28 protein-coding genes, 1 other RNA gene and 1 pseudogene are annotated in these 26,344 nt (G+C 47.8%); 13 read left to right on the forward strand and 17 right to left on the reverse strand.

Features of this window, described 5'->3' with window-relative positions; translation table 11 throughout:
• Window positions 1-31: 31 nt before the first annotated feature.
• Window positions 32-892: an acyl-CoA thioesterase II gene (tesB, locus tag OGX67_RS21430; protein ID WP_003021663.1), complete on the reverse strand. Its 861-nt coding sequence runs from the start codon at window positions 890-892 to the stop codon at window positions 32-34.
• A 212-nt stretch (window positions 893-1,104) separates the two neighbouring features.
• Here tesB and OGX67_RS21435 point away from each other — a divergent pair, with 212 nt between their 5' ends.
• A complete protein-coding gene (locus OGX67_RS21435) occupies window positions 1,105-1,674 on the forward strand; it encodes a YbaY family lipoprotein (RefSeq protein WP_286527185.1) in 570 nt (189 codons plus the stop codon).
• A gap of 31 nt (window positions 1,675-1,705) precedes the next feature.
• On the opposite strand, the pseudogene OGX67_RS21440 reads toward OGX67_RS21435, so the two are convergent.
• Window positions 1,706-2,095: pseudogene (locus OGX67_RS21440) on the reverse strand (MGMT family protein).
• Between the two features lie 84 nt (window positions 2,096-2,179).
• On the opposite strand from OGX67_RS21440, the gene ffs reads away from it, so the two are divergent.
• The 3 genes from ffs to OGX67_RS21455 all read left to right on the forward strand — a co-directional run bounded on the left by ffs (window position 2,180) and on the right by OGX67_RS21455 (window position 4,610).
• Window positions 2,180-2,276, forward strand: an RNA gene (gene ffs, locus OGX67_RS21445) — signal recognition particle sRNA small type.
• A gap of 108 nt (window positions 2,277-2,384) precedes the next feature.
• Window positions 2,385-3,473: a site-specific integrase gene (locus OGX67_RS21450; protein ID WP_061547929.1), complete on the forward strand. Its 1,089-nt coding sequence runs from the start codon at window positions 2,385-2,387 to the stop codon at window positions 3,471-3,473.
• A gap of 183 nt (window positions 3,474-3,656) precedes the next feature.
• Window positions 3,657-4,610 carry a hypothetical protein gene (locus OGX67_RS21455; RefSeq protein WP_003021675.1) on the forward strand — a complete coding sequence of 318 codons (954 nt, stop codon included), beginning with the start codon at window positions 3,657-3,659 and terminating at the stop codon, window positions 4,608-4,610.
• A gap of 249 nt (window positions 4,611-4,859) precedes the next feature.
• Here the strand turns inward: OGX67_RS21455 and OGX67_RS21460 are convergent, their stop codons facing one another.
• The 3 genes from OGX67_RS21460 to OGX67_RS21470 are packed head-to-tail and all read right to left on the reverse strand — an operon-like array spanning window position 4,860 to window position 7,541.
• The gene (locus OGX67_RS21460) at window positions 4,860-5,987 is read right to left on the reverse strand and encodes a beta family protein (RefSeq protein WP_061547913.1); all 1,128 of its coding nucleotides are present in this window, start codon (window positions 5,985-5,987) and stop codon (window positions 4,860-4,862) included.
• 20 nt (window positions 5,988-6,007) lie between these two features.
• Window positions 6,008-7,216: an ImmA/IrrE family metallo-endopeptidase gene (locus tag OGX67_RS21465; RefSeq protein WP_040236485.1), complete on the reverse strand. Its 1,209-nt coding sequence runs from the start codon at window positions 7,214-7,216 to the stop codon at window positions 6,008-6,010.
• A complete protein-coding gene (locus tag OGX67_RS21470) occupies window positions 7,206-7,541 on the reverse strand; it encodes a type II toxin-antitoxin system HigB family toxin (protein ID WP_231877185.1) in 336 nt (111 codons plus the stop codon). The genes OGX67_RS21465 and OGX67_RS21470 overlap by 11 nt, the downstream gene beginning before the upstream one ends.
• A gap of 304 nt (window positions 7,542-7,845) precedes the next feature.
• On the opposite strand from OGX67_RS21470, the gene OGX67_RS21475 reads away from it, so the two are divergent.
• Window positions 7,846-8,427 (forward strand): hypothetical protein, encoded by a 582-nt coding sequence (locus OGX67_RS21475; protein ID WP_156485345.1) that lies wholly within the window; start codon window positions 7,846-7,848, stop codon window positions 8,425-8,427.
• Window positions 8,428-8,630: 203 nt separating this feature from the next.
• Here the strand turns inward: OGX67_RS21475 and OGX67_RS21480 are convergent, their stop codons facing one another.
• The 4 genes from OGX67_RS21480 to OGX67_RS26890 all read right to left on the reverse strand — a co-directional run bounded on the left by OGX67_RS21480 (window position 8,631) and on the right by OGX67_RS26890 (window position 11,151).
• Window positions 8,631-9,257 (reverse strand): recombinase family protein, encoded by a 627-nt coding sequence (locus OGX67_RS21480; protein WP_061547912.1) that lies wholly within the window; start codon window positions 9,255-9,257, stop codon window positions 8,631-8,633.
• Window positions 9,258-10,054: 797 nt separating this feature from the next.
• Window positions 10,055-10,204, reverse strand: coding sequence for a hypothetical protein (locus OGX67_RS21485; RefSeq protein ID WP_203237410.1), 150 nt, complete (start codon window positions 10,202-10,204; stop codon window positions 10,055-10,057).
• Window positions 10,201-10,692: a hypothetical protein gene (locus OGX67_RS21490; RefSeq protein WP_162648391.1), complete on the reverse strand. Its 492-nt coding sequence runs from the start codon at window positions 10,690-10,692 to the stop codon at window positions 10,201-10,203. Before OGX67_RS21490 ends, OGX67_RS21485 begins: the two co-directional genes overlap by 4 nt.
• 96 nt (window positions 10,693-10,788) lie before the next feature.
• Complete coding sequence (locus OGX67_RS26890) at window positions 10,789-11,151, reverse strand: helix-turn-helix domain-containing protein (protein ID WP_080296601.1); 363 nt, start codon at window positions 11,149-11,151, stop codon at window positions 10,789-10,791.
• 948 nt (window positions 11,152-12,099) lie between these two features.
• Between OGX67_RS26890 and OGX67_RS21495 the strand changes: the two genes are divergently transcribed.
• The 3 genes from OGX67_RS21495 (at window position 12,100) to OGX67_RS21505 (ending at window position 13,660) form a co-directional block, all read left to right on the forward strand.
• A complete protein-coding gene (locus OGX67_RS21495) occupies window positions 12,100-12,822 on the forward strand; it encodes a hypothetical protein (protein WP_061547909.1) in 723 nt (240 codons plus the stop codon).
• Window positions 12,823-13,193: 371 nt separating this feature from the next.
• Window positions 13,194-13,445, forward strand: coding sequence for a hypothetical protein (locus OGX67_RS21500; RefSeq protein ID WP_003021699.1), 252 nt, complete (start codon window positions 13,194-13,196; stop codon window positions 13,443-13,445).
• Window positions 13,442-13,660, forward strand: a complete 219-nt coding sequence (locus OGX67_RS21505) for a hypothetical protein (protein WP_003831030.1) — start codon at window positions 13,442-13,444, stop codon at window positions 13,658-13,660. Before OGX67_RS21500 ends, OGX67_RS21505 begins: the two co-directional genes overlap by 4 nt.
• A gap of 58 nt (window positions 13,661-13,718) precedes the next feature.
• Here OGX67_RS21505 and yczR read toward each other — a convergent pair whose 3' ends face one another.
• A complete protein-coding gene (gene yczR / locus OGX67_RS21510; protein WP_071696872.1) occupies window positions 13,719-15,146 on the reverse strand; it encodes a MocR-like transcription factor YczR in 1,428 nt (475 codons plus the stop codon).
• Between the two features lie 87 nt (window positions 15,147-15,233).
• On the opposite strand from yczR, the gene yczE reads away from it, so the two are divergent.
• A complete protein-coding gene (gene yczE, locus OGX67_RS21515; protein ID WP_003021707.1) occupies window positions 15,234-15,863 on the forward strand; it encodes a membrane protein YczE in 630 nt (209 codons plus the stop codon).
• 64 nt (window positions 15,864-15,927) lie between these two features.
• Window positions 15,928-16,281 carry a DUF1428 domain-containing protein gene (locus tag OGX67_RS21520; RefSeq protein WP_003831033.1) on the forward strand — a complete coding sequence of 118 codons (354 nt, stop codon included), beginning with the start codon at window positions 15,928-15,930 and terminating at the stop codon, window positions 16,279-16,281.
• Window positions 16,282-16,332: 51 nt separating this feature from the next.
• Here the strand turns inward: OGX67_RS21520 and pdeB are convergent, their stop codons facing one another.
• Window positions 16,333-17,886 (reverse strand): cyclic di-3',5'-guanosine monophosphate phosphodiesterase PdeB, encoded by a 1,554-nt coding sequence (pdeB, locus tag OGX67_RS21525; protein WP_257651688.1) that lies wholly within the window; start codon window positions 17,884-17,886, stop codon window positions 16,333-16,335.
• A gap of 188 nt (window positions 17,887-18,074) precedes the next feature.
• Here pdeB and OGX67_RS21530 point away from each other — a divergent pair, with 188 nt between their 5' ends.
• Complete coding sequence (locus OGX67_RS21530; RefSeq protein ID WP_003021719.1) at window positions 18,075-18,335, forward strand: type B 50S ribosomal protein L31; 261 nt, start codon at window positions 18,075-18,077, stop codon at window positions 18,333-18,335.
• A 1-nt stretch (window position 18,336) separates the two neighbouring features.
• Window positions 18,337-18,477, forward strand: coding sequence for a type B 50S ribosomal protein L36 (gene ykgO, locus OGX67_RS21535; RefSeq protein ID WP_005125190.1), 141 nt, complete (start codon window positions 18,337-18,339; stop codon window positions 18,475-18,477).
• Window positions 18,478-18,555: 78 nt separating this feature from the next.
• Here the strand turns inward: ykgO and OGX67_RS21540 are convergent, their stop codons facing one another.
• From OGX67_RS21540 to acrA, 6 genes are all read right to left on the reverse strand, one after another.
• Window positions 18,556-19,026, reverse strand: a complete 471-nt coding sequence (locus tag OGX67_RS21540) for a YlaC family protein (protein ID WP_003021724.1) — start codon at window positions 19,024-19,026, stop codon at window positions 18,556-18,558.
• A 116-nt stretch (window positions 19,027-19,142) separates the two neighbouring features.
• Window positions 19,143-19,694: a maltose O-acetyltransferase gene (gene maa, locus OGX67_RS21545; RefSeq protein WP_003835924.1), complete on the reverse strand. Its 552-nt coding sequence runs from the start codon at window positions 19,692-19,694 to the stop codon at window positions 19,143-19,145.
• A gap of 306 nt (window positions 19,695-20,000) precedes the next feature.
• Window positions 20,001-20,219, reverse strand: a complete 219-nt coding sequence (gene hha, locus OGX67_RS21550) for a hemolysin expression-modulating protein Hha (RefSeq protein WP_002892050.1) — start codon at window positions 20,217-20,219, stop codon at window positions 20,001-20,003.
• A gap of 27 nt (window positions 20,220-20,246) precedes the next feature.
• Complete coding sequence (gene tomB, locus OGX67_RS21555) at window positions 20,247-20,621, reverse strand: Hha toxicity modulator TomB (RefSeq protein WP_003021733.1); 375 nt, start codon at window positions 20,619-20,621, stop codon at window positions 20,247-20,249.
• Window positions 20,622-21,109: 488 nt separating this feature from the next.
• Complete coding sequence (gene acrB, locus OGX67_RS21560; RefSeq protein WP_286527216.1) at window positions 21,110-24,259, reverse strand: efflux RND transporter permease AcrB; 3,150 nt, start codon at window positions 24,257-24,259, stop codon at window positions 21,110-21,112.
• Between the two features lie 22 nt (window positions 24,260-24,281).
• On the reverse strand, window positions 24,282-25,475 hold the full coding sequence (acrA, locus tag OGX67_RS21565) for a multidrug efflux RND transporter periplasmic adaptor subunit AcrA (protein WP_003835922.1): 1,194 nt from the start codon (window positions 25,473-25,475) through the stop codon (window positions 24,282-24,284).
• A gap of 141 nt (window positions 25,476-25,616) precedes the next feature.
• On the opposite strand from acrA, the gene acrR reads away from it, so the two are divergent.
• Entirely contained in the window at window positions 25,617-26,267 is a 651-nt protein-coding gene (gene acrR, locus OGX67_RS21570; protein ID WP_003021744.1) for a multidrug efflux transporter transcriptional repressor AcrR, read from the forward strand.
• The last annotated feature ends 77 nt before the right edge of the window (window positions 26,268-26,344 follow it).

Genomic DNA, 26,344 nt, shown 5'->3' on the forward strand with positions numbered 1-26,344 from the left:
GCAACGCTTTTGCGCCGCCATCCGGTAATTCTCAATTACGATTACGCATTACCCCTTCCTGCACGGTAGAGGCGACCAGCACGCCGTCCTGCGTATAAAACTCCCCGCGTACAAAACCCCGGGCACCGGAGGCCGAAGTACTCTCGACGTTATACAACAACCACTCATTGATATTGAACGGACGGTGGAACCACATGGAGTGGTCAATGGTGGCGATCTGAATCCCTTTTTCCAGAAAACCAATTCCGTACGGCTGCAGCGCAACAGGCAGGAAGTTCAGATCTGAAGCATAACCCAGCAGATATTGATGGACGCGCAGATCGTCCTGCAGCTCGCCGTTTGCGCGGATCCAAACCTGGCGCGTCGGAGGTGCGACGTGACCTTTTAAGGGGTTATGAAATTCAACCGGGCGCACTTCCAATGGACGATCGTTGATAAATTTTTCTTTCAACAGCGGCGGCAGCAAATGCGCCACTGAGCGGGCAATTTCTGTTTCTGATTTAAGCTCATCGGGACTCGGCGCATCCGGCATGGTTTTCTGATGTTCAAATCCGTCTTCCGGCGCCTGGAAAGAGGCTGTCATGTAAAAAATAGGTTTACCATTCTGGATTGCGGCAACGCGGCGCGCGCTGAAGCTGTTACCATCACGCAGGACTTCTACATCATAGATGATCGGCTTTTGGCTATCGCCGGGGCGTAAAAAGTAGCTGTGAAAGGAGTGGACCAGACGCTCTTCTGGTACGGTTTCCTTTGCGGCATACAGCGCCTGACCGACAACCTGTCCCCCAAAAACCTGACGTAACCCTAAGTCTTCACTTTGGCCCCGAAAGAGTCCTTCTTCAATTTTTTCCAGATTTAACAATGTCAGCAAATTTTTCAGCGCCAGACTCATACGTGCTCTCCAGGTTATATCGATCTCGCAGCGAGATAGGCAGAGTATAACGCAATTTTGAAAGTGGTCCGATGGGTGCAATTGTCTGAATTAAAGGCCTATTACAAGCAAAAACAGCTGTCTTGTGCCACACTTAATCACGTTATGTTTTTGTTAACCACTCTTCTGGCGAGGAAAGTTCTCGCTGGTGCATAGATGAAAAGGAGAATTTAATGAAACTCGTGCACATGGTAAGTGGTTTAGCGGTTGCGGTCGCTCTGGCAGCCTGCGCCGATAAAAGCGCGGATATTCAGACACCTGCGCCAAGCCCTAATACGTCAATTGCTGACACACAGTCTAAAATTCAGCAGCCTAATGTCTCCGGTACAGTATGGATCCGCCAGAAAGTGGCCTTGCCACCTGATGCGGTGCTGACCGTAACGCTGTCAGATGCTTCACTGGCCGATGCACCGTCAAAAGTGCTGTCGCAAAAAGCGGTCCGTACTGAGGGTAAACAGGCGCCATTCAGCTTCGTATTACCGTTTAACCCGGCTGATATTCAACCTAACGCCCGTATTCTGCTAAGTGCGGCAATTACGGTTAATGACAAACTGGTCTTCATTACTGATACCGTGCAGACGGTCATTAATCAGGGGGGGACAAACGCTGACCTGACGCTGGTCCCTGTACAGCAAACGGCAGTACCGGTTCAGGCGAGCGGTGGGGCTGCCACCACGGTGCCGTCAACGTCACCAACCCAGGTGAATCCGTCTTCTGCCGTCCCTGCTCCCACACAGTACTAAGGCAGTCGTAACCCTCTCCGCCCAGAGAGGGTTAGTACACCCAGCGATAGCGCTGTAAATCGATCTGTCCGCTTCCTGAAACCACTATTCCTTCAGCCAGCAACGCCTGACGCTGCCGTTGCAGGTCGGGGCCTGTCAGCGAAATGGCACCATGACGATTAACCACCCGATGCCAGGGCAAAGTGCTGCCTTCGGGGAGACGCTTAAGCACGCCGCCTACCTGGCGCGCAGCACGCGGCGAACCGGCAAGCCTGGCAACATCGCCATAGGTGGTGACGAAACCTTCGGGGATTGACGCGACGATTTGCCAGACGCGTTGGGGGAAAGTGTCTTGTATATCCATCATTTATTCCTGCGCTAATCCTCCAGCATAATGCTGAACGGCGAAGGAGTGAAGCCGCATTGCACAAGAAAACAGCATCCGATGCTGGATGGGTTGCAATTACAGGGTGCAGCAGTGATAATGCGCCTGCGCGTTGGTTAACAACGCTCTCAATGGGGGCTCTGTTGGTTCTCCCGCAACACTACTCTGTTTACCAGGTCAGGTCCGGAAGGAAGCAGCCAAGGCAGATGACGTGTGTGCCGGGATGTAGCTGGCAGGGCCCCCACCCATTTCTGCTAAGTGCATGATATCCATCATGTAACCCTCTTTTTTCGTGCATTGAAACGGCGGTGATACAACTTTCGTGTATCACTTAGGACGCTAATCAATGTCGCATCTGATGCTTTCCCGTCACGGGATCTGGTACTACCGTAGGGTCTACCTGACACCTCGGAAACGCCGTGAAATTCGTATTTCTCTTCGCACACGTTCCAAGCGTGAAGCTTTGCTCCGTGTGGAGAAATATATCACCTCACAACCTTTCCACTGCGTTCCGCAGTCCATCCCGGCACACACTGCAACCCCGTCTGCTTCCTTCCAACAACCACAACAGAAAAAGCCTTTCAAGAGCCTGAAGAGCGAGCTTGATAAGTATACCAAGGCTAAAACAGGAGAGGTTGGTGAACGGGAAATACTGACGATCAATAGGTGCGTAAATGCATATCTGAATTCTACAAAAGAGCCTTTCAGCAAACGAAGCGCGGCGGCGTTTGTTGATGGCCTTGAAGGTTCAGCATCCACCAGAAACCGTTACATCAAAAAGAACTCGGCGTTTTTCAAATGGCTTGCAACTCGCACGGATGATGAGATTCGAAACCCATTTGAGGGAATGGGTGTTAAGGAAATAACCGCACCAATGGATCGCCGTCCAGCATACACGCTCAACGATCTGAAACGATTGCACATTGCTTTACATGGCGTGAAGGATTGGAAACGGTGGATCATTCTGATTGGTCGCTATTCGGGGATGAGGCAGAATGAGATCTGCCAGCTTTACCACAATGACGTGATGAAAGTTGACGGAGTTTGGTGCTTCCGTGTTGATAACTTGAATCCGAATCAGACGCTTAAAACGGACAGTTCGCGCCGATTCGTTCCGATCAATTCGCAACTGCTGACACTTGGTCTACTTGATTTTATCAAAGAAAGAAAAGGCCATCTGTTCCCTGAGCTAACATTGCATCTTGGGAGCTATGGTCACTATTTCAGCCGTTGGTTTACGAGGTTCAGAGGCAAGCATAGCCTGCCTGAATATCATTCACTGCGCCACTATGCCGCCACAACATTTAAACAGAATGGCTTCCCTGAACAATTCGCTTCGCAGGTGCTCGGACACTCGAACGCAACGATCACGTACAACCGATACGGGAAGGGGATTGCTGTCAGGACGCTCGTCGAGTTAATTGAGGTACTCTAAAGTTATCTGGATAAGCAAATTCACGCTGGTTCCAAAGGGGATAAATACGCTTCGAAAATCTTGAGTGCCAATCATAACCCCTTTAAATATAGAGGTTTTGTGATCCGTGTTGTTTTAGCGAGGTTTCCAAAAGTGATAGTCTGGAAATCATGCTAATGCACTATTGATGGGGGTAGGATAATTATGCCAACTCGTAGAATCGCTTATGCATACTACGATCCTGATTGGATTAAAGGCGAGCATACGCTTCTCGCCCTCAAAAGGAATACTGTCGAGCCGCTTGCTTATTCACTGTCTATGAAAGGATATATTTTTTGTCCTTCTTGCTATGAACATATAACTCGAGTGCCTGCCGATCCTGACAAGGGCATGACTACGAATGAAGTTCCGGCCTATTACAAACACCTTAAAGATGATAATGCGCCTTTCTGTAGTTTGAGATGTGGCCCCATTCAGTACAAAAAATACGCATCTCAAGAGGATGCAAAAAAAGCCGTTGAAGATGAAGAGCTTATAGTCATAAGCGGTTTTCTCGAGTCTCGTCCTGATAACAATCCAAGGATCGATTCTGAGGGCAGTGAGGTACCTGTCGATTCTCATTTTGAGAGAAAAAATGGCAAAGAGGTTTCATTGCCTATTTCCCGCCATCATGGTGAGTCTTTCAAGGTTCCGAGCCAAGTAACTAGTGTCCAGTCTTTATGCGTTAATTTCGATCATAATTATTACCGTGAGATTTACCTTGTTGGCGCAGATGGTAAAGCAAAGCGCTACAGATTTTGTGACTCACTAAAAGAAATCAATGACATAACTGAGGGTTCTCCTGATCCAGCATTCTTTTTTGGTACGTTTTGGAAAATTGAGACGTTTACAGGCCATAGTAATGTCTGGTTAAAGATCAACCAAGGAACATCATTTAGGGATTTCAGAGTACGTATCACTAATGATACCGCTGAAGGGAGAGGATTTTTTAATGATAAAAATCGTGGGAGGATAACCGTTTTTTATAGTCGAGTAGATGAGGTCGGCATGGGTTATATGACACCCCAGTTAGGGTGGGGGGAGGTGGCACTTTTGCCTGCAAAATATGATGATTTTTTAATCAGTGATTATGCGTCATCTCGTAAGGACAATCATTAATTTTCGATTGGTGTGAGGAATCGACAAGATTATAAGCCCTGCTGAAGCAGGGTTTTTTTATGTGTAAAGCTGATCGATAAGGCGGCTTCGTTCATCTGTACGTCAGGCATCTATGGCGCTGAAGTTGTCTTGTGTCGCAGACTGTATCTCAGTTTGTGTGGCAGATAAAGCAGGTTAACAGACAAAAGAAAGGCCGGGACAAAGCCCAGCCATTCTGTTTACAGTACGCTACCATAATTTTAAGATGATTTATGCGGTAACAATTCTTGGCGTAATACGACTGCGTTGAAACTCTGAGACTTCCTCAACAACAAAACTCATATGATGGTTGGTATCGTAGCTAATCCACTGGGTCGGGCCACCCTTAATTTCCTCTCTGCTGCAAGCCTCAATTCTCTCATCCCCCCAACTAAAGCCAGCCCCTAAATAGTAAGGAGATTTGACAATGACTCTTGCCAGGTCATACATTTGCGCCCCTTTATTACCCTTTTGCTTAGAGTGACCCCTTGCAACAAAATATTTGTTTTCAATGGTATACCTAATTTTCCCGTTAGCATGAATTGCTTTTACACCATCAGCACCTTTGGGATTTCGAATACCATAATCAGCAAAAAGAAATGGTGATTTCATATCAGAATAGATTGCCTTCCAAACATGCATTTCCTTACGTTCAACGAGGTCTGTTGAATCCACTTCCTTTACTGCATCATTTATGATTATTGGGAACGAGCAACCCGCTATCATGATAGTAGCAAAGCCAAACTCATCAACGGCGGTAATGAGATGCTGCATATCGGCATGCATTGATACAATAGACTTATGAGTAACATCACCAAAATCAAACATTACCATCACTTCAGCACCGGAAAGCCCAAGCGAATCCAGAATCTCATGAATCGTATCTGTAAAATAATCTACGTCGTACGCATCATCTATAGATGTAGAATCAATACGTAAACAGTACATTGTCCCTTCGGGTACAACTAATCCTTTCAATGCATTTTGATAGTCTAGGATATCCCAACGGTCGAATCCTATAACTGGATGTACAAGTGATCCACTTGAGGCTAAGGCTCTGTACATGTAGCTCAAAACATGCTCACCTGTTTCAATGTAGCTATCTGCTTTCCAATCAAAAAAGTCGAAAAATATTGATGATGATGAATTCGCGTTATTGATTCCATCCGCAATCTTAGTAAGAAAATCCTTTTTCATCTGAGATGAGCCGCTTAAGGCCTTAGATTTCTTATCGTTCTCAGTTAATTGGGGAATTTCAAAAAATGGCCAAATTTTTTGCGAGTAAGCAGGTTTCAGTCTTTTCAATGCTTCAAACTCACCAGCTTTTGCTCTTAGGATCGGCACGTATGTAGGGTACATGGTTCAGTTCTCCTGAGGTTTCAATTCATGTTTGAAGCGTTTAATATTCTACTTACTTCGCCTTGCCCTATGAGATCAGCAAACAGGCGGTAGTTACCACTTTCACGTCTTATTCTTCCAGCAATGATTGCCGGATTAATCTTCAGTTCCCTAGAAAGACAATCGATGGTTTCTTTAGACGGAGAAGAGTATGCATCACTTCTCTTCCAGACCGCCCTAGGTATAAATGCTTCCCTAGCAAGCCGATTTGCTTCAGATTCCTGCCTATCGTCAGAAGTAGCATCAATATCATCTAAAAATGTCTCTTCAGAATGAACGTGTTTCCATATATGAGCAACTTCATGGAGTAGTGTGAACCAAAAATTATCGAGACGGTCATGTCTCAATGTCAAACCAACAATCGGCATGCCGTCAATATCCTTTAATGCTGCTCCGTCTATACGAGTGCCTTTTAAGCTTGGTTCGATAACAACGGCTATTCCATGTTTTTCAAGAAATTCAAGAGCAAGTAAGGGGCCTGTTTCAAACCAGCTTAGTTGTGCCAAATCCCTCAAGAAGCTTGTAGAAAAAATTGCTGGGTCAAAGTTCCCAAGCAGATTTTTACGTTCACGTGCTCTCTGAACGACTCTACTAACCCATGCATAAAGTGCATATTTTGTTGAAGGAGAATACGCATCCCCAGAAAGGGTTCTCTTAAATGCGACATTACCTGTTTGCCAGCCAATTTGATTAATAAATCCTTTAATGAGTTCTTCTGTGGATTTTTTAATCGTATCACTAGCTTCAGAAATCCATCCCCTTCCAATCATCTCTTTTATCGGAAACTTAGACCAGTCAACATTATCATCACCTGTTTTGTTCTGATCAGCATTTATACCTATCAACGTATCAGTAGAAATGCCAAGTCCGATTGAAAGAGCTTTTATCATCGGAACGGTCAAAGGTCTTTTCCTTGACAAAATTTCAGAAACTCTACTTCTTGTTCCCAAATAGGGTACAAGATCAACTTGCTTTAACCCTTTCTCGTGCATACGGAACGTAATAGCATCGATTGGGTCTGGTGGCTCTATAGGATATTTAGAGTTCTCGTATGCTTCTACAAGTGTGATAAGTAACTCTAACTCTTCATTTTCATCAGTTCCAGGAGACGGCATCATAACCAATAACGAATGTATACGTTCCAAATACTCCTGATGCTGCCTATCTGTTCTAATTACTCTAATATCCATTATCATTACCCTTCACAGAGGTAACAAAAACCAACAACCGATTGAAATCAATGATCGTTTCAACATAAGAAGCACAGCAATCCACCTTAAAAACAAAGATTTGATCACCAATATTCTCTACTTTGGGAAAGTGCTTTTTCACTTCTTCCTTTGATTTCCAATTGCTTAAGCTTAGCTCTGTTGACCACGCATCAATCCAGTTTTTACTGGAAGGCTCATAGCGCTTAAGTTCTTCCAACTTATCTCTTCCGAGTAGCCGCATAGCCATACACTTTGTTCCTAATCTGGGAACATAATAATGTTCATCATCGATAATGTCAACCATTGTTCCCAAAAATGGAACAAGGTGACATTTTTTAACTCAATACCCACATATACCATACTGAGAATAAAAATTCATCAATGTAAAGAGCTACCTACGGACGCAAGAGAAAAATGTGAACACCACATTATGCTCCTAAACACATCTCCTCGTTGTTCTCACTGCCGACTCATTGCAGAGTCTCAGCATGAAGATATTTTATTTTAATCGATCGAAAATACATATCGATAAGATCGATTTAATTAATTAAAGTGGTTAGGATTATGTCTTCGAATTTTGACTTCCACAGCATGAAAGGATTGCGAACTTGCGCACTAACAAACTGAAAATTAACGATCTGTACTTCTACCTCTACATGGCGATCCCACTATTGTTCCCGACAACTTACTTTCTCACCATGAACGATAAGGCTGCTCTCGCAGTATTTTATGTGACCGCCATCGTCTGTGTGATTTTCGACCAAAAAGAGATGGTTAAGTCTGGCTACGAATCCGAACCGCATTTTGTCGGTTCGGCTCTGGGGATTCTCATTTTTCCCCCTCTTTACGTTTACGGCAGGGTTAAAGCTGCTGGCGAGAAGTTGAGTAAACGATGGGCGTGGTTCTTCGCATACATTGCAATTTCGTTGGGTTGCTCCTCCATCGCCGTTGTTTGGGATAACAGCGAAGCACTAAAGGCGAGCGCGTGTGAGATTACGACTTCGATATTCAAAGACAAGGGGAGTGAGGTGAAGTGTCTGGTTGTGGAGGACGTGAAGAAGGTTTCAGACAAAAACTATCGAGCGAAAGCGGTGTTGAGTAACGGCGTTGATATGCCCATCACCATAGAAGAACGCGACGACAATTATATTTACGTGACGTTAGCGCCGTTGAGTGGTTTGCTTGAGTAGTTGACCTACACAGGGGGAGTAATCCCCCGATACCGCATCGCCCCCGGCGATATGGCTTCCGAAGTTCCCCTCCTTATATATAACCAGCGGCGAAAATATCACAGGCGCAATGTCTGATCGGTCAGGCAGTTTTTCCCTGGCTGCAAGAGTATCCCCCGATCTTTGCCAAATATCAGTAGAGTGTTGCTGGTGGTCATCACATGTCAGGCGGTTTCAAGGATCTTCTTCACCTTGGCGACCATGCCAACGGAACAATCACACAGTTTCGCGATCTCCGCATATGTGTTCCCGCCTTTGGTTAAGTACGACTCAATCTTACTTCGCAGATTGGTATCTGCTGGTCTGCCTTTGTACTTATTCTCAGCCTTTGCTTTGGCTATGCCCTGTGCCTGACGCTGGCGGCGCTTGGTGTAATCTTCGTGTGCGTAGTGGGCTGCAATGTCCATCATCAGGCCGTTGATAAGCTCTATTATGCGGTCACCTGGTACAGACTTTAATGCATCATGAGAAGTAGGCAGATCCACAACGACGACGCGTAAACCCTGCTTTTCAATGCGAGCCTTGAGGGCTTCGTACTGAGCCGCCGGGAGTCGGGTTAAGCGGTCTATGGACTCCACCAGCAAAAAGTCACCTTTCTTCGCTGCGGCAATCAGGCGGGTAAGTTGCGGTCGTTCCAGCTTGGCACCAGAAAAGTTTTCAACGTAATGCTCAACATTCACAAGTTGATGCTGCTGTGCAAACTGATTGAGGGTGTCACGGGCGCGTGTTGCGTCCTGGTCGTCAGTGGATGCTCTGAGGTAAACGTGGGTCGTGATTTCGTGTGTAGTCATTGTCTTTTCACATTGGGTTTATGTAATTAAACTTTACGTGAATACTCTACATAGAGTCAATTTTTACTATTCATTGTGAATGATATTGTTCACGAATGTACCTTTCATTTCAGGTATACCCTTTGTGAATACCACAATCCTATCTCAATACACGAGAGGATGATCGCCCTAAGGCTTTTTCGGTTCGTCGCATTTGTAAAACATTTCGACGGTGTAACCGCAGACTGTGGATTTATGTTTTTCAATGAAGTGCTCGTTCCGCAGTTCAATAATCTCACTCACTGATTTTTTCAATATGCTTGTTCCGAACTGGTGAAAGCTCTCATATCGGTTACCATCAACAACGCAGTACCGAGGCATATGTTTAATCCCACCGCGATTCAATTTGATTGGGCGGTTTGTTACTGGACAAATTTTGTGTGTCATCAATTGACCCTCTATGAGCAAGTTGTATTCAGAACAATTTAATCACTTCCAGATACCAGTTACAGGTTTTTTATCGCTTTTGCGCTCATGAAAGCGATATTTACCAGCTTTTTCGTTTAAATGTTCCGGGAAAGTCCCCGACTGTTTCACAGACAAAGAGCATTTTCTGATTGGAAATTCTCTGGCGAAGTTGAGAATAAACAGCTACTTTTAAAAGTTAACCAAAAGTATAAGAGATAAACCCTTGTTAAACGCAACATGCGCCATCGTGAGCGCGTTTTATGGTGTAGGTAATGGTAGGTGCTGCTTTTGATTTTCGAGGGCGCATGGGGCGTTATATGAAGGACTTCGCGATCATGGCTTTTGTTTCGTTATTGTAAAGTTGGATGTATCCGACGGTATTTTTCCGGGTTAGCGTCTGCAATATCCTTTGCTTTCTGAATGGCTCGTTTCAATGCGCCTTCGTCGATGACGGTAACGGGGCTCTCTTGCCCCTTGGTCTGGCTGCATTGCGCTGTCATGCTTTCACCATACCGAGGGCAGACCTCAACTGGTCACGCATTGCAGCTTCTTCGGCAGCTGCTTGCTGAACTGCTTTCTGTTGTGCGTCCTGTGCTGCTTCATGTATCAGTTCGTCAATCTCACGCTCCATCGCTTTAAAAAGTTGATCGTGGTAAGCGTTGGAGACTCTGGAGCGTAGCGTCTTCAACTCCTCTTCGATCAAGGCCTCCGGTTTCTGCAACTTAACAGAAATCATCGCAGCATTGGAAAGCACTGAAGAATTAGCTGAAGGGCAAAACCGCCAGCCGTCTAGGATCAGGCTCTGGAGTTTAACCACCAGCCGCGCTGGAATGTCAGAAAACTGTTGTGTTCGGCTGTAGCGAGCTTCCGCATTATCAATTTGACGCTTTAGAGCCCCCGGATCTGGTTTGTACTTCGCTGCGATGTTGTCGAGATAAGTTTTCAATTCCGGCGAAATCTGGGCCTGTGATTTCTTTTTTGTAGTCATGTTGGAACTCCGTATCGGTATTAAAGGGGCGTGGTTGCTCGCTGGCGCTGTTTGTATGCGTCAGTCTCAGCCGCTTTATGCGGTCATTTGGTTGTATCAGCGAGCGGCGTTGTAAGTCTGATTGCAAGTTGGGCAGAAGTTAGGGCGGTCTGCGAAAAGAAAATACCAACGACAGACGCTTGCGCGATCAACAATGAAATCGACTAGTCCGCAGTCAGCGAACGTCGAAAGAGTCCTGTGTGTTGTTGATAGCGGGAGTTCAATTTGTTTTGACAAGTCTGAAGCCGTAAGCGGGATCTGGGTTTGCTTCATGTGGTGAAGAAGATGGATTCTTGAAGTTGTTAGCGTTAGCCCGAAATCATTCAGGGTTCTGACCAGCTCCTTACGTTCTTCTACCGATGGCAGAAAAAATGCTGGTGGTCTAAAGGCAAAGCACAAAATAACCTCTCTGTAAGTCATTCATCACATAAGTATTTTATCATATAAACGTAAAAAGATATACTAGTGGCATGCATTTTGCTTGACAATGATTTCAGAAAGTGGATAATGGCGGGTTGAAGTTCGGGGTGGCTTGAGGGGCGTTCGCTCACATCAGATAGCGAAGATGTGCCATAAAACGCCACAATATAGTATTCCTTCATTCCTTTTCGTCCATACTGGGTGATAGGAATAAAACGCCACAATAATATAAGAGACTTCGTTACTCTGTCTTTTCCTTCCTTCTCCAGGAATGAAAACTCACGTAACATCACCCATACGGGCTTCGGTCTCCTTGTATCTCGTTTCGACATTTATACACACTAACACTCATAATCTCGTCGAAACAAAAGCAAAAAAGCAAAAGAGTGAAAACCAACAGCAGGATGACTGGTGTCATCTGGATGGTTGTTTAGTTATTTACTTACGTCACTCCGTGACAACTCGGCTACGCCACTTTAGAAGATATAATGGTAATGGTCTGTCCAGACGTGAACAGACTTGTCTGTCCATACCATAACCTTCGTTTACCACTCTGTTGCATCCCACAACATCAACAGGCTGATAGCCTGTCTCTGTGTGGTCTGTTCCAATCGTGGACTCAGGTAACCTAGCTGATACCCCGCTATGTGTTTACATCATGGTACTGAAATTCCTTGCTGATGTTTACATCATTGGCTGTGCCAGCATGTGTGTGGAAAAGCGATTTAGATCGCTCTGTACGAGAATGGTGGTCAGCGCGACTGCAATCGTATGTTGGTCATTCTTATCGTATAAGCGTTAACGTCGTCTGGCGCACAGCGAGACATATCAAGCTACCGTAAACACGGTACTTTAAACCAAATGCCATCCACAAAGGAAGGCCACATATCCTGATCGCTACCAGCGATAGCGGAGGATTACTTATGTCTATTTAAAAAGGAGAACAATATGGCGAGAACTAAGGGTGCTGTAGCAAAAGGGGTTGATAATACAGCTGTACGCATTTTCTTACGAGGGTATGGCTCTTTGGGGGAGTTGCCACGCATTGTGGAAGATTGTATCTGCGGTGCATTGGGGCAGGAAGAAGAGACAAGAAGGTTCAAGGGAGAGCGAATTCTTGCAATCTTAGAACAACTGGATCATATCGATACGCCAACAGTACATCGGCAGATGTGGGATTATAATATTTCTCAAGGTAAAAATACTGAGCCATCCAAACGGAACACGGAACGCATGACAAGGGTTCTAAGATGTGCTTCTAGGGCACTGTATCATCATTTGAAATTGTGTAACGGATTGTCGCGTGAAGACGAGGTGGTCCAGATTTCCGCTCCCGATCTCACGATAGATGAGATCGAACATGCCCGTCGTTTGGCTCTGGCAGGTAGAATTGAAGCGTTCACACAATTTGTGAACTCTTGCCGGAGCGTGATCAAAAACTATGAGCCGCCAGTGTTCAAGTACACAGGGGAAAATGTGGTCGCTTTATCTTCTTGTACGGAGGTATCTTTAAGGACTGCGGTTAGTCGTCCGTATTATGGTTATGTTAAAAAAACCGTAAAAGATGAACAGCCAGAAGACCTATTTACAGTCAAAGGCAGCAATACGAACCTCCAACCACTGATTGAAGAGGTTGGGCGATCCTACATGGTAGTGGAAAATGTAGCTTAGATGGAGTTTGGTCAAAAGCCATACAAAGCCGGGTCAGCCCCGGTTTTTTTGTGTCTGTCGCATGAGAAAACGGCTTGCCAGTGTATACTTTTGGTGATACAAAATCATTGCCCCACCGCTTTTTAGTGCATTGAAATACATAGGTTTTATTAGAACAAGCTTAGCTGGCAGGGCCCCCACCTAATTCTGCCGTCCGGCAATTTTCCTTCTGCCTATCTTCTTTTCTTTGTCATCGTATTGTCATTTTAATGTCATCAAATGCTGTCAATGTGTTTCGGGGATGTTATTTGATGCTTTTGCCACCGCCATCGCACTGTAACGACAGGGTCTTACATTCGGTGTGTTTTGGCTGACCACAAGGATTTTCTACGATGTCGACCGCTGTACTGAATGTCAAAATTGATGAGGCGCTAAAAGAAAAGCTTCGCCATTACGCCGAAGTGCATAGTGAAAATTTAAGTATCGCGACGGAAAAACTACTGCTGATCGCGTTTTCCGCCGTTGAAGAGGCGGGAGTCTCCGCTGAGGATATCGATAGCCAGCATACGGAAGAATCCGTGGTTGAAGCACTGACTCCTAAAGAAATCAAAGCATTGCGAAGACTACTGAAGAAGAAAAAATGAAACAACAACCGCTCTCAACCGCCTGTAATTATGGCGAAGCCTGTGAAATGCTGCGTTCCGGTTATGTGAAACATGTTCGTCTGAGCTGGAACGTCGGCAGCGATGAGTTCTTCCGTATTGCCTCCGACTGGTGTGATGCCGGGGCAAAAATTAAGAAAGACGGTGAGAATTTCGTGATTTCTCTGAAGGGGTTTCCGGTTCCTCCTCAGCAGTAATTTGACGGGACATCCTCGTCCATCACGGCATTCAAGGACGAGTCCTTTGACTCGTCGTTTAGATTATTTTACGTATTTTCCCGCTGCTGGCCTGTAAACGCAGGTTATCCCAAATGGGTTGCAACACCCGGAAGGCGGCACGCGTTGTGTCATCCGGTAATGTGAAGGGCATACGCAAAAAGCGGTCAAATGCACCATCAAGACCGAAACGCGTACCGGTTCCCAACTGAATGCCTGCGATTTCGGCGCGCGTAGCGAATAGCGTTGCCAGCGTATCGGGCAGTTCAACCCAAAAAGAGAGTCCTCCCTGTGGCTGGGTAAACTGCCACTCCGGGAAATGTGCGTTCATCAGATCCGAGCACAGTTCTCGCTGCGATGTGAGTAGCCGTCTTCTGTCAGGAAGAAAGTCGGCGGCATTATCCAGCAGCCAGCTGGTGGCGAGTTGTTCAAGCACCGGGGAGCCTAAATCGAAGGTGTCGCGAGTTTGTACCAGCGCCGCAATGGTTCGCGCCGACGCCCGAATCCAGCCCAGGCGTAATCCTCCCCAAAAGCTTTTCCCGGCAGATCCCAGCAGGATGATCGGCGCATCGCGGTTGAATGCGGCAAGCGGCGGTGGTGGCGGGGCGTCATACCACAGGTTCACCATGGTCTCATCAATCACCAGCGTGGTGCGGGTCCTTTCAGCAATATCTGCCACGACCTGGCGAGTTGCAGCGTCCATGCAACGCCCGGTCGGATTGTGAAAGTCCGGCATCAGATAGGCCATTCTCGGTGCGGTTTGCGCGATGGTGGCTACCAGACCTGCCGTATCCCAACCGTGTTCGGGCAGCGACACACCGACGGGACGACATGATGCGCCTTGAATCGCGGCAATCGCCAGCGGATACGTGGGATGATCGACCACCACGCGATCGCCTGGGCCGGTGAGTAAACGCAGGATCAGCGCCAGGCCACTGACCGCGCCGTTCACGACCATAATCTCATCGGGCTGCGTCGGGAGTCCGCGTTCGCAATAATGCCGGGCGATGGATTCACGCAAAACCGCCAGTCCCTGCGGTAGATACCCGGAGCTCAGCAAATGCTGCGGCATCGCAAACAGCGCTTGTTGGTAAGCATGGTGAATTTCGGGACCGGCACTCAGCGCCGCCGTGGACAAGTCCAGCGCTGTACCGGTACTGGTTCGTGTAGGCACATGACGAATGTGTTCCGGCAGGATCACCCGTGAGCCACTCCCATGACGGCTTTCCAGATATCCCTCTTCACGCAGTTGCGCCATGGCGCTGGCGACGGTGGTTCGGCTCACTTGCAGAACGGCAGCGAGCTCGCGTTCGCCGGGTAAGCGACTATCCAGTGCCAGTCGACCATCAAGGATCAGCAGACGTAACGCTTCTGCCAGCTGTCGCCAGATGGGCGTTCGTGAGGGGTTTTCCTGCCAGTGTCCGAGCAGGCGCTGCAAAGACTGGCTTCCGTAACGGCGTGATGACATAGCAGTCCACTTTTTGAAAACTGGACATTAATCATAGTGCCAATTGCGGTGATGATGAAAGTTATCTGAGAGTGAGAGGGGAAAAGCATGCTGCGTCGTTTACTTCAGCTGTTTATCGGGCTGACGCTGTACGGTGTGTCGACGGCGATGTTTGTCCGTGCCGATTTAGGGGCCGATCCGTGGAACGTGTTTCACCTGGGCGTGGCCAATTTATTGTCGATGAATATTGGCGTGGTGATTATTGCCGTGGGTGTGTTGGTACTGCTGGCGTGGATACCGCTGCGCCAGCGTCCAGGGTTTGGCACGTTGAGCAACGTGATTATGATCGGGCTGGCGGCAGATGCCGCGCTGCTGGTGATTCCGGGATTTGAATCCCTGCTGGCGCGCAGCGGGCTGTTGGTGTCAGCGGTGATCCTGAATGCGTTAGCAACCAGCCTGTACATTGGTGCCGGTTTTGGCGCCGGTCCGCGTGATGGTCTGATGACCGGTATCCACGCACGTACCGGCTGGCCAGTACGACGAATTCGAACCGCAATTGAAGTGTCGGTGCTGCTTATCGGTTGGTTGCTGGGAGGAACCGTGGGGGTTGGTACGGTGCTGTATGCCTTGGCTATCGGACCGCTCATTCAGCTTTGCCTGCCGTGGTTTCGCCATCAGCCGCAGGCACGTATTCGCATCAGGAATACGCCTGGGGCGCGATCGCCTGCTGGCGACTAAACTTAACCTCGACTGACGCGGCTGGAATCGGCTTGCCGCGCAGTACACTTCGGAGGTTTTTCTCATGAAGTATGTTGATGGCTTTGTGGTTGCCGTACCCGCTGAAAACAAGGAGGCGTACATTGCGATGGCGGCAAAAGCAGCTCCGCTTTTCAAGGAGTTCGGTGCATTGCGCGTGGTGGAGTGCTGGGCAGATGATGTCCCTGACGGCAAATTGACCGATTTTCGCATGGCTGTGAAAGCGCAGGATCATGAAGAAGTGGTATTCAGCTGGATTGAATACCCTTCCAAAGAGGTCCGCGACGCGGCGAATCAGAAGATGATGTCCGATCCCCGTATGAAGGAATTCGGTGAATCTATGCCATTTGATGGCAAGCGAATGATCTACGGTGGATTTGCGCCCATTATGGAAGAGTGATGTGACTGGCTGTGCGGCGTGCCGCCAGCCATCTCAACATCAACAGCCATGTTAAAGCCGTTTTTCTGCCCACAGTATAAATTCCGTTTTCGGCAGCGCTTTGCTGTAAAGCCAGCCTTGACCGTACTGCACTCCGTGCTTGCGTAGCCAGGTTTCCTGATTCTCGGTTTCGATACCTTCCGCCACCATCTCAAGTTTCAACGCTTTTGCTATCTCGATGATATGTGGTGTGACGTTGTTGTACTCCAGTGCATCGACGAACGATTTGTCTATCTTCAGAATGTCTACATCCAGATCCTGCAAATAACTCAGGCTGGAATAGCCGGTACCAAAGTCATCAATATAGATTGAATGACCCGCCTGACGGTATTTGGCAATAAACGGCGCGCTGTTTTTTGGGTCAGCAAATTCGCGTTCAGTTAGCTCCAGCGCGATTTGCGCAGGCTTAAGTTGCCAGTGGTTCACCTTCTGGCTTAACAGGGCCGGAAGCGTTTCGGAGGACAGATCGGCTGACTCAAGGTTGATGGATATATGCTGCTCAGGATGCTGACGCAGCCATTTGCCTAAATCTTCAAATACGCTTTCAATAATCAACCGGGTGAGGGACTCTGTCAGCCCGGTTTCATGCGCCAGCGCGACGAAAATTTCAGGTGACAGATAACTCCCATCGGCCTGCTGCCAGCGAGCCAGCGCCTCTGCCCCAACCACTTTCCCCGTTTTGAGCGAGATAATTGGTTGATAGTGGACTTTGATGTCCCGATGCTGGATAGCGTCCTGCAACTGGTGATGGGGCGACTGTAAGCGGCGCAAAATACGCAAAACAAAGGCGGCGGTGAGCAAGCCGATAAGAATACCTGCCGGGAGCCAGATCAGTGCCTGCCGGTGCCAGGTTTTTTGCAATGGTAGGGTAGACGCCCAGGTTACGATCGTGATGCCCAACTCAGGAAAGGGGCGGGCGTTATAAATGCTGCCATCTTTGTTAAAATGAGTAATCGATCGTTCTTGCTGTATATGCTGCAAAACGTCCGATGGCAGATCGGCGCTACTGGCAACTACGACGTTGCGCATGGTGCCAATGATAGTCACTTCAATCGGCCATGAGCCAAACGGGATGACGTCAATGAAAGAACCCGGATCGACCATCACAATATAATGTTCGCTCCCTAATGCTGCTATAAAGCGCTTGATGCCCAAATCATTTTGCGTGGTAAGCCATGCGCGATATCCATCAGGAGTGACTTTCATTGCGGGTGGAAATGCGTCTGCCTGGCTTCTTTTTTCCAGAGATGAGCATTGCGGAATGTTATCTTTGAGGTACAGCACTTCCTGAATATAGCGATAGCTATATGACAAACGACGCATTTCCAGCAGATGCTCATCACTGCAAGGCACCCCCTGAAATGCTTCAATATGGCGTAATGCTTTTTTCGCCTGCTCGCCTACGCGTTCCGTACGTAATGCGACTCGTGTTGAGAACATGTCGAGTTCATCGATAAATTTCGTTTCGACCTGACGATGTGCAAGCCACAGGCTTAAACCTACAGGCGCGAGGATGGAAAGGAACAGTACCCCAGTCACCAGGCTTATCAGATGTCGTGTTGTCACAGTGATATCCTTATTTACACAGCGTAGGGAAAGTATATCTGAAACCCCGAAAAGCTATTCGATTGACATCATATATTTACGGCCACTTATCATCCCGTTTAACTCCCTGTAGCGTAAATCAGGTTGTGGTTTGTACAAGAGTGGTGTACTTTGTTGGTTATGTTATAACGTAACAAATTGAGGTTACCATGAAACCGGATATTCATCCTTTTTACCGTACCGTGGTGTTTCACGATACCAGTGCCAATGAATTCTTTAAGGTCGGTTCGACCATTAAGACTGAGCGTGAAATTGAGTTTGAGGGGGAAATGTACCCGTACGTGACCCTCGATATCTCTTCTAAATCGCATCCGTATTATACCGGGAAACAAAAAACCTTTGATAATGAAGGTAGTGCAGCACGTTTCCAAAAACGTTTTGGTCATTTTATTGGCGTTAAGCGGGGTTAAAATGCAGGTACTCAATTCACTTCGCAGCGCAAAACAGCGCCATCCTGACTGCCAGATAGTAAAACGCAAAGGGCGTTTGTACGTTATCTGCAAAACGAATCCGCGCTTTAAAGCAGTACAGGGGCGTAAAAAGAGACGTTAGTTTCTTTGCCAGCATTTCAGGGATTAAAGTGCGTTGCCTGGGCTGGAACGCACTTTTTTTATCTGCGCTGAGATGCTGTTACTGGGTGGTCTGGGCGCGGGTAAGCGTAAAGACATCGTAAAACGAGAGTTCGCCTTTACGCGATATCATCTTTTGCAGCTGTGCTTTATGTTCGCTATCCACGGACGGTGAGTGCAGGATAGTATCGATGAGCGAGGAGGGGACAAAGCGCGTGTTGTACCATTCTCCGTTATAGCAAACTCTAAAATCCAGAACGTCGATATCTTCAAAGCGGTACCGTGGCGCAACGTCGAAAAAGAAAAAGCCGTTGAGTACAACGAACAGTACCACCAGCAGCCATACTGAATCGACTAACGTTTCTGACTGTAGCATCACCGCCAGCGTGGCAAACCAGGCAACATACATGCCGATAAACAGCCCTGGGTGTTTGCGAATAAAGCTGATGCTAAAGCGCGGTTTGTTGTCGCGCTTCTCGCGAATATTTAAGTCGTCGATTGTTTCAGTAAGCAGGCGCTGTATTTCTGTCATCTCTTGCCTTCGTGATATCTGCAAAATTCAGGAGGGATCGCCCTATTTTAAAAGGGGATACCCTTTGAAGAAAGTAACAGATTAACCGTAATTTAGCATAACAGTTACATTTAAGATCACAGCGTTTTGATGATCCTTGCGGGATTGCCCCCAACCACGGTGTTCGCTGGAACGCTTTTAGTGACTACTGCACCTGATGCCACAACCACGTTATCGCCCAGCGTGACGCCAGGATTGATCACTGCACGGCCACCTATCCAGACATTATTGCCGATAGTCACGGGCTTTCCGAACTCCAGGCCACTGTTGCGCTCGGTAGCATCCAGCGGATGGGTCGCGGTATAGATATGAACGCCAGGTGCCAGCATGCAGTTGTCGCCAATATGAATTGGACAGACGTCGAGCATAACGCAGTCGAAATTAGCGTAAAAGTCTTTACCAAGATAGATGTTATAACCGTAATCACACCGGAAAGAGGGTTCAATATAGGCACCCTCACTCTGCCCTAACAGATCATGGAGGATTGCCTGACGCTCATTTTTTTCATCGGGAGCGGTGAGATTGTAGCGATGGATCAACTGACGAGCGCGTAGTCGGTCACTGCGCAGTGTTTCATCTGCCGGGCGATAGTATTCGCCGGCGATCATTTTTTGCTTTTCATTACGCATTACGATTTCCCTGTGTACTGAAGGTTATTTCAGCACAGTAAAACGTAATGCAAGCAAGGGGAACGTTCCCGCTTCTTTGCTGTGATCATAGTCACGTGATTTGAATTAAATAACCATTGTATACCTTAAATAATTCGAGTTGCAGGAAGGCGGCGACGCAGCGAATCCCTGGGAGCGTACATTAGTACGTGACTAGGGTGAGCGAGGAAAGCCAACGCACATGCAACTTGAAGTATGACAGGTATAAATACGAAAACGGTCAGCCAGACAAATGTACCGCTATACCTGACTTAACCTTGAGTGCAATTAGCGAATGAATTTCCAAACAGAAGTTGGAATCTTGTCGTAAAGCTTATTCATGGTCAATTCAGCAAGGCGATGATCTGCTGCTGAGTAAAATACAGCCAGTTCGTTGTCGGACAATTCATATTTATTTTTTTCAATAACGCGCTCTAGCGTATCAATTGTCTGGCAACGTCGCAGGCGCATCAAATAATCTGTTTTAGTTAATGGTTTATCGGACATAACTCTTACCTATGATTGTAATAATTTTTAACAAGACAAACTAACAGGATTAGCCCTGGTGGCATTGACAAAACAGCGAAACAGTCGATTACCTGACTTCCGCCATTTCTGCAGATCCTGCGTATTAATACCATAACTGCTGAACAACATAAAAGTGTCATCCAGGTATTCATCTATCTGCGCGATCAGCTTATTGTCCTCATTGTACTTAATTTTATAATTAAGTGCGAAGGTTGCAATATGCTCTATCAGTTCATTGAGCTGCAAGCTGGTTGCAGAGGTAGGGTCATTAACCCAGCCATGGTTACTTTGTTCAAGGTTTGCAAGACAGTCATGATACAGAGTTTCGCAGAGAAATTTAAGCTGCGCGATATCATGTCTTTTGGGTGAGTATTCATCCATAACGCATCCCCTTCTTAGTGGCTTAAACTAACCGAACACCTTTCGGGATGGATACAACAACTACCTGGAACTTGCCCGCGACTCCTGATGATTTAACTATAATCTACTCTAAAAAAGATTTCATCGTCATATCACGAAAAATTACAATTATGTAAAATTATGATGCTACGTCATTTTTACATTTTAACAGATAAATGCCGCTATTCGAAATGGGACAATTTCTTTATTCTTCGGGCAATCATCGGGTTATCTTGTTTAGGTTTAGCAACGAAAGGCAACAACCGACAATGAAAACCAGTGGATAGGATTAATCTTAATATTTATTAAAGTAAATAAGAACTCTCGCTGTTTTTTTAAGAATAGCCTTTAAGGCTGCAAGGATTATATCGCTTATTTACCCGATAGAAAATAAACGGAATGGCAATAAGTGATTTTTATGATTTTTTCAGAAAAAAGGCCGCTTGCGCGGCCTTATCTTTAGAGATGTATCAATGATGCTCTACTGAGTGGCTATGCTCAATATCTTCATTTTTGCGGCTAAAGCGGCGGCGTACCACCACAAAGAACACCGGAACAAAGAAGATCGCCAACACGGTTGCCGTCACCATCCCACCCATTACGCCAGTACCAACGGCGTTCTGCGCACCGGAACCTGCGCCGGAGCTGATGACCAGCGGCATTATGCCCAGAATAAAGGCCAGTGACGTCATCAGGATTGGACGTAAACGCATGCGTACTGCGTCCAGCGTCGCCTCTATCAGACCTTTACCCTCTTTATCCATCAAGTCTTTGGCGAATTCTACGATAAGTATCGCGTTCTTCGCCGACAACCCAATGGTTGTGAGCAGGCCTACCTGGAAGTAAACGTCGTTGGTCAGGCCGCGGAACGTTGCTGCCAGCAATGCACCGATAACACCCAGCGGTACAACCAGCATTACGGAGAATGGAATTGACCAGCTCTCGTACAACGCTGCCAGACACAAGAATACGACGATCAGTGAAATAGCATACAGGGCTGGAGCCTGGTTGCCGGACAGTCGTTCCTGGTAGGACATACCAGTCCAGTCATAACCGATACCGGATGGCAGTTTGCTGGCCAGTTGCTCCATCATCGCCATGGCTTCACCGGTACTTTTACCCGGAGCGGCCTGGCCTAAGATTTCCATGGAAGGCAAACCGTTATAGCGTTCCAGACGCGGCGAACCGTATTCCCAACGTGAGGTGGAGAAGGCGGAGAACGGTACCATCTGTCCATCGCTACCGCGGACATACCAGTTTCCAATATCTTCCGGCAACATACGATATTTCGCTTCAGACATGACGTAAACTTTCTTCACACGACCACGGTCGATGAAGTCATTCACGTAGCTTCCGCCCCATGCTGCACCCAGCGTTGTATTAATATCACTAATGGAAACGCCCAGAGCCTGCGCTTTTTCCTGATCGATATCGATCTTGAACTGCGGCGTATCTTCCAGACCGTTAGGACGAACACCGACCAACAGATCAGGATGCTTCGCGACTTCACCAAACAGTTGGTTACGCGCCTGAGTCAGCTTCTCATGGCCCAGACCCGCCTGGTCAATCAACTGGAAGTCAAAACCGGTTGCGGTCCCTAACTCCACAATCGCTGGCAGGTTAAAGGCAAAGACCATTGCGTCTTTAATCTGCGAGAATGCGCCCATTGCACGCTGAGTAATCGCTTCAACCTTGTTCTCTTCGCCAGGACGTTCACTCCAGTCTTTCAGAGAAACGAACGCGATGCCGGTGTTCTGACCACGACCAGCAAAACCGAAACCGTTAACGGCAAACACCGATTCAACGTTCGCTTTTTCCTTGGTCAGGTAGTAATCCGTCATTTCGTCCAGTACCTTCTGGGTACGCTCTTGCGTCGCACCCGCTGGCAGCTGAGCCATAGACAGGAATACCCCCTGGTCTTCATCTGGCAGGAACGAACTTGGCAGACGAACGAACAGATAGGCCATGCCCACAACGATAATCAGATACAGCGCCAGATAACGACCGGTGCTGCGCAGAATACCGCCCACGCTATCGGTGTAATGATGCGTGCTCTTATCGAACATGCGGTTAAACCAGCCGAAGAAGCCTTTTTTGCCTTCTCCGTGATCGCCTTTAGCAATCGGTTTTAGCATGGTCGCACACAGGGCAGGGGTCAGAATCAATGCCACCAGTACAGACAGCGCCATCGCGGAAACAATGGTGATGGAGAACTGACGGTAAATTGCACCGGTCGACCCCCCGAAGAACGCCATTGGGATAAATACCGCTGACAGCACCATCGCGATACCCACCAATGCGCCCTGAATCTGGCCCATCGATTTTCGCGTTGCTTCCTTCGGCGGTAGTCCTTCCTCAGCCATTACACGTTCAACGTTCTCGACCACCACGATGGCGTCATCCACCAGCAGGCCGATGGCGAGCACCATCCCGAACATCGTCAGGGTATTTATTGAGAAGCCGAAAATCGCCAGGACGGCAAACGTACCCAAGAGTACCACCGGCACGGCGATAGTCGGAATCAGCGTCGCGCGGAAGTTCTGCAGGAACAGATACATTACCAGGAACACGAGGATGATTGCTTCTGCCAGCGTTTTCACTACTTCGTGAATAGAAATTTTCACGAACGGCGTGGTGTCATACGGGTAAACGATCTTCAGACCTGACGGGAAGAACGGCTCCATCTTCTTCAGTTCTTCGCGGATAGCGTTTGCGGTGTCCAGGGCGTTAGCACCTGTTGCCAGCTTGATACCCAGACCGGATGCCGGTTTACCGTTGAACTTCGCAATGATGTCGTAGTTCTCACCGCCCAGTTCCACTTTCGCCACGTCACGCAGACGAACCTGGGAACCATCCTGATTCACTTTCAGCAGAATTTTACTGAACTCATCAGCGGAGGTCAGACGGGTTTGCGCGATGATCGATGCGTTAAGTTGCTGACCTTTCACCGGCGGCGTACCACCTAACTGACCGGCTGCAACCTGGGCGTTCTGCGCTTTGATGGCGCTGATTACATCAACCGGTGTCAGCTGGAAGTTGTTCAGTTTGTTCGGATCCATCCAGATACGCATCGCGTACTGAGAACCAAACAGCTGAACGTCGCCCACGCCTGAAGTACGGCTAATGGCATCCTTCATGTTGGCGCCAACGTAGTCGGAAATATCCTCCTGCGTCATGGTGCCGTTGGTGTTGATAACACCGACAACCATCAGGAAGCTGCTGGATGACTTCTCAACGCTAACCCCTTGCTGCTGTACTTCCTGAGGCAGCAACGGCATGGCCAGCTGCAGTTTGTTCTGCACCTGTACCTGTGCGATATCCGCATCAGTACCAGACTGGAAGGTCAGGGTGATCTGCACGGTACCCGTGGAGTCACTGTTAGAGGACATGTACATCAGGTTATCGATACCGTTCATATTCTGTTCGATAACCTGCGTAACAGTATCCTGTACTGTTTTGGCATCAGCGCCAGGATAGGTCGCGGAGATCGTCACTGCTGGCGGTGCAATAGTCGGATATTGCGCTACCGGCAATTTGAGGATCGCGAGCCCCCCTGCCAACATGATGATAATGGCGATCACCCACGCAAATATTGGGCGATCGATAAAGAAATTAGGCATGTCTTAACGGCTCCTGTTTAAGTTAAGACTTGGACTGTTCAGGCTGGCTACCGCTTTGGCCTTGCTGGTTGTTATCAGCGGTGATTTCCTGCGCTTTTACCTGCGCGCCAGGACGTACTTTCTGCAGCCCAGTAACAATCACGCGGTCGCCCGGCTTAAGTCCATCAGTGACTAACCATTTGTCGCCAATCGCTTGTGCGGCGACAATTTGACGAGTTTCAACTTTGTTGTCTGCACCGATAACCAATGCACTGGCATCGCCACGCGGTGTGCGGGTAACGCCTTGCTGTGGAACCAGTAATGCTGTTGGGTTAATCCCTTCTTCCAGACGTGCGCGGACGAACATACCCGGCAGTAAGGTATGATCCGGGTTCGGGAAAATTGCGCGTAACGTAATCGACCCAGTGGTTTGATCTACCGTCACATCAGAAAATTCCAGCGTACCGGACTGCGGGTATTTAATGCCGTCATTGGTCACCAGTTCGACTTTCGCTTTACCGTTCTCTTGCTTCAGCGTGCCGTTGGCCAGCTCTTGTTTCAGGCGCAGGAAGTCGTTGCTTGACTGCGTCACGTCTACATAGATGGGATCCAACTGCTGAACGGTCGCCAGTGCGGTCGCCTGACCGTTTTGCACCAGAGCGCCTTCCGTAACGGATGATTTACCAATGCGACCGCTGATCGGTGACGTCACTTTGGTGTAAGCCAGATTGATGCGTGCAGTTTCTACCGCAGCTTTCGCGGCAACGACGGCGGCGTTTGCCTGCTGTGCGTCAGCCAACGCGCTATCGTAGTCCTGTTGGCTGATGTACTTAGTACCCAACAGTTTCTGATAACGTTTCACCGTCAGTTGAGCAATGTTTGCTGCGGCTTGTGCTTTAGCCAGATCGCCTTTTGCACTTTCATAAGCGGCCTGGTAAGTAGCAGGATCAATCTGATAGAGAGATACACCCGCTTCGATGTCACCACCTTCCGTGAAATTACGTTTCAGGATAATCCCGCTAACCTGAGGACGAACTTCAGCAATACGAAACGCACTGGTGCGACCCGGAAGTTCGGTTGTGATCTGTAGAGGTTCAGTTTTGAGCGTAACAACTCCAACCTCTGGCATTTGCTGGCCCCCTTGTTGGGCCTGTTTGTCGTCACATCCTGTTAGCGCTAAGCTGCCTGAGAGCATCAGAACGACTGCCAGAGGCGTTAACCCTCTGTTTTTGTTCATATGTAAACCTCGAGTGTCCGATTTCAAATTGATCAATGGCTTAAAGCCCATAAACCCATTGCTGCGTTTATATTATCGTCGTGCTATGGTACATACATTCACAAATGTATGTAAATCTAACGCCTGTAAATTCACTGACCTATGGCACGAAAAACCAAACAACAAGCACAGGAAACACGACAACACATTCTTGATGTCGCTCTGCGTATGTTTTCGCAACAAGGGGTCTCATCCACCTCGCTGGCTGAGATCGCAAAAGCCGCTGGTGTGACGCGCGGTGCAATCTATTGGCATTTCAAAAACAAATCGGATTTATTCAGTGAAATCTGGGAGCTAGCAAAACCTAACATTGATGAGTTAGAGACTGAGTATCAGGCAAAATTCCCTGACGATCCACTATCAGTATTAAGAGAAATTTTAATTTACGTTCTTGAAACTACCGTGACAGAAGAACGCCGACGTTTATTGATGGAGATTATATTCCACAAATGCGAATTTGTCGGGGAAATAGCATCAGTTCAGTTAGTCGAACGTAGCCTGTGTCTGGAAAACTATGACCGTATAGAAAAAACGTTACGCCACTGTATGGATGTCAACATGTTGCCGGAAAACCTGAACACACGTCGTGTAGCGGTGTTAATGCGTAGCTATATTTCCGGGATCATGGAGAACTGGTTATTTGCTCCCGAATCGTTTGATCTGAAGAATGAGGCTCGCCAGTACGTGGCGGTGCTGCTGGAGATGTGTCTGCTTTGTCCAAGCTTGCGCCTGCAGGCTGGAGAGACAAGCTAGTTTGCCATTCTGCACCAGGAATTCTCCTGGTCGTTTTGCCTGCTGCTATTCTGCCGGTCACAGCCGTGATATTCTTG

The sequence above is a fragment of the Citrobacter sp. Cf118 genome (assembly GCF_030334095.1).
In the GTDB taxonomy this organism is placed as follows: Bacteria; Pseudomonadota; Gammaproteobacteria; order Enterobacterales; family Enterobacteriaceae; genus Citrobacter; species Citrobacter freundii.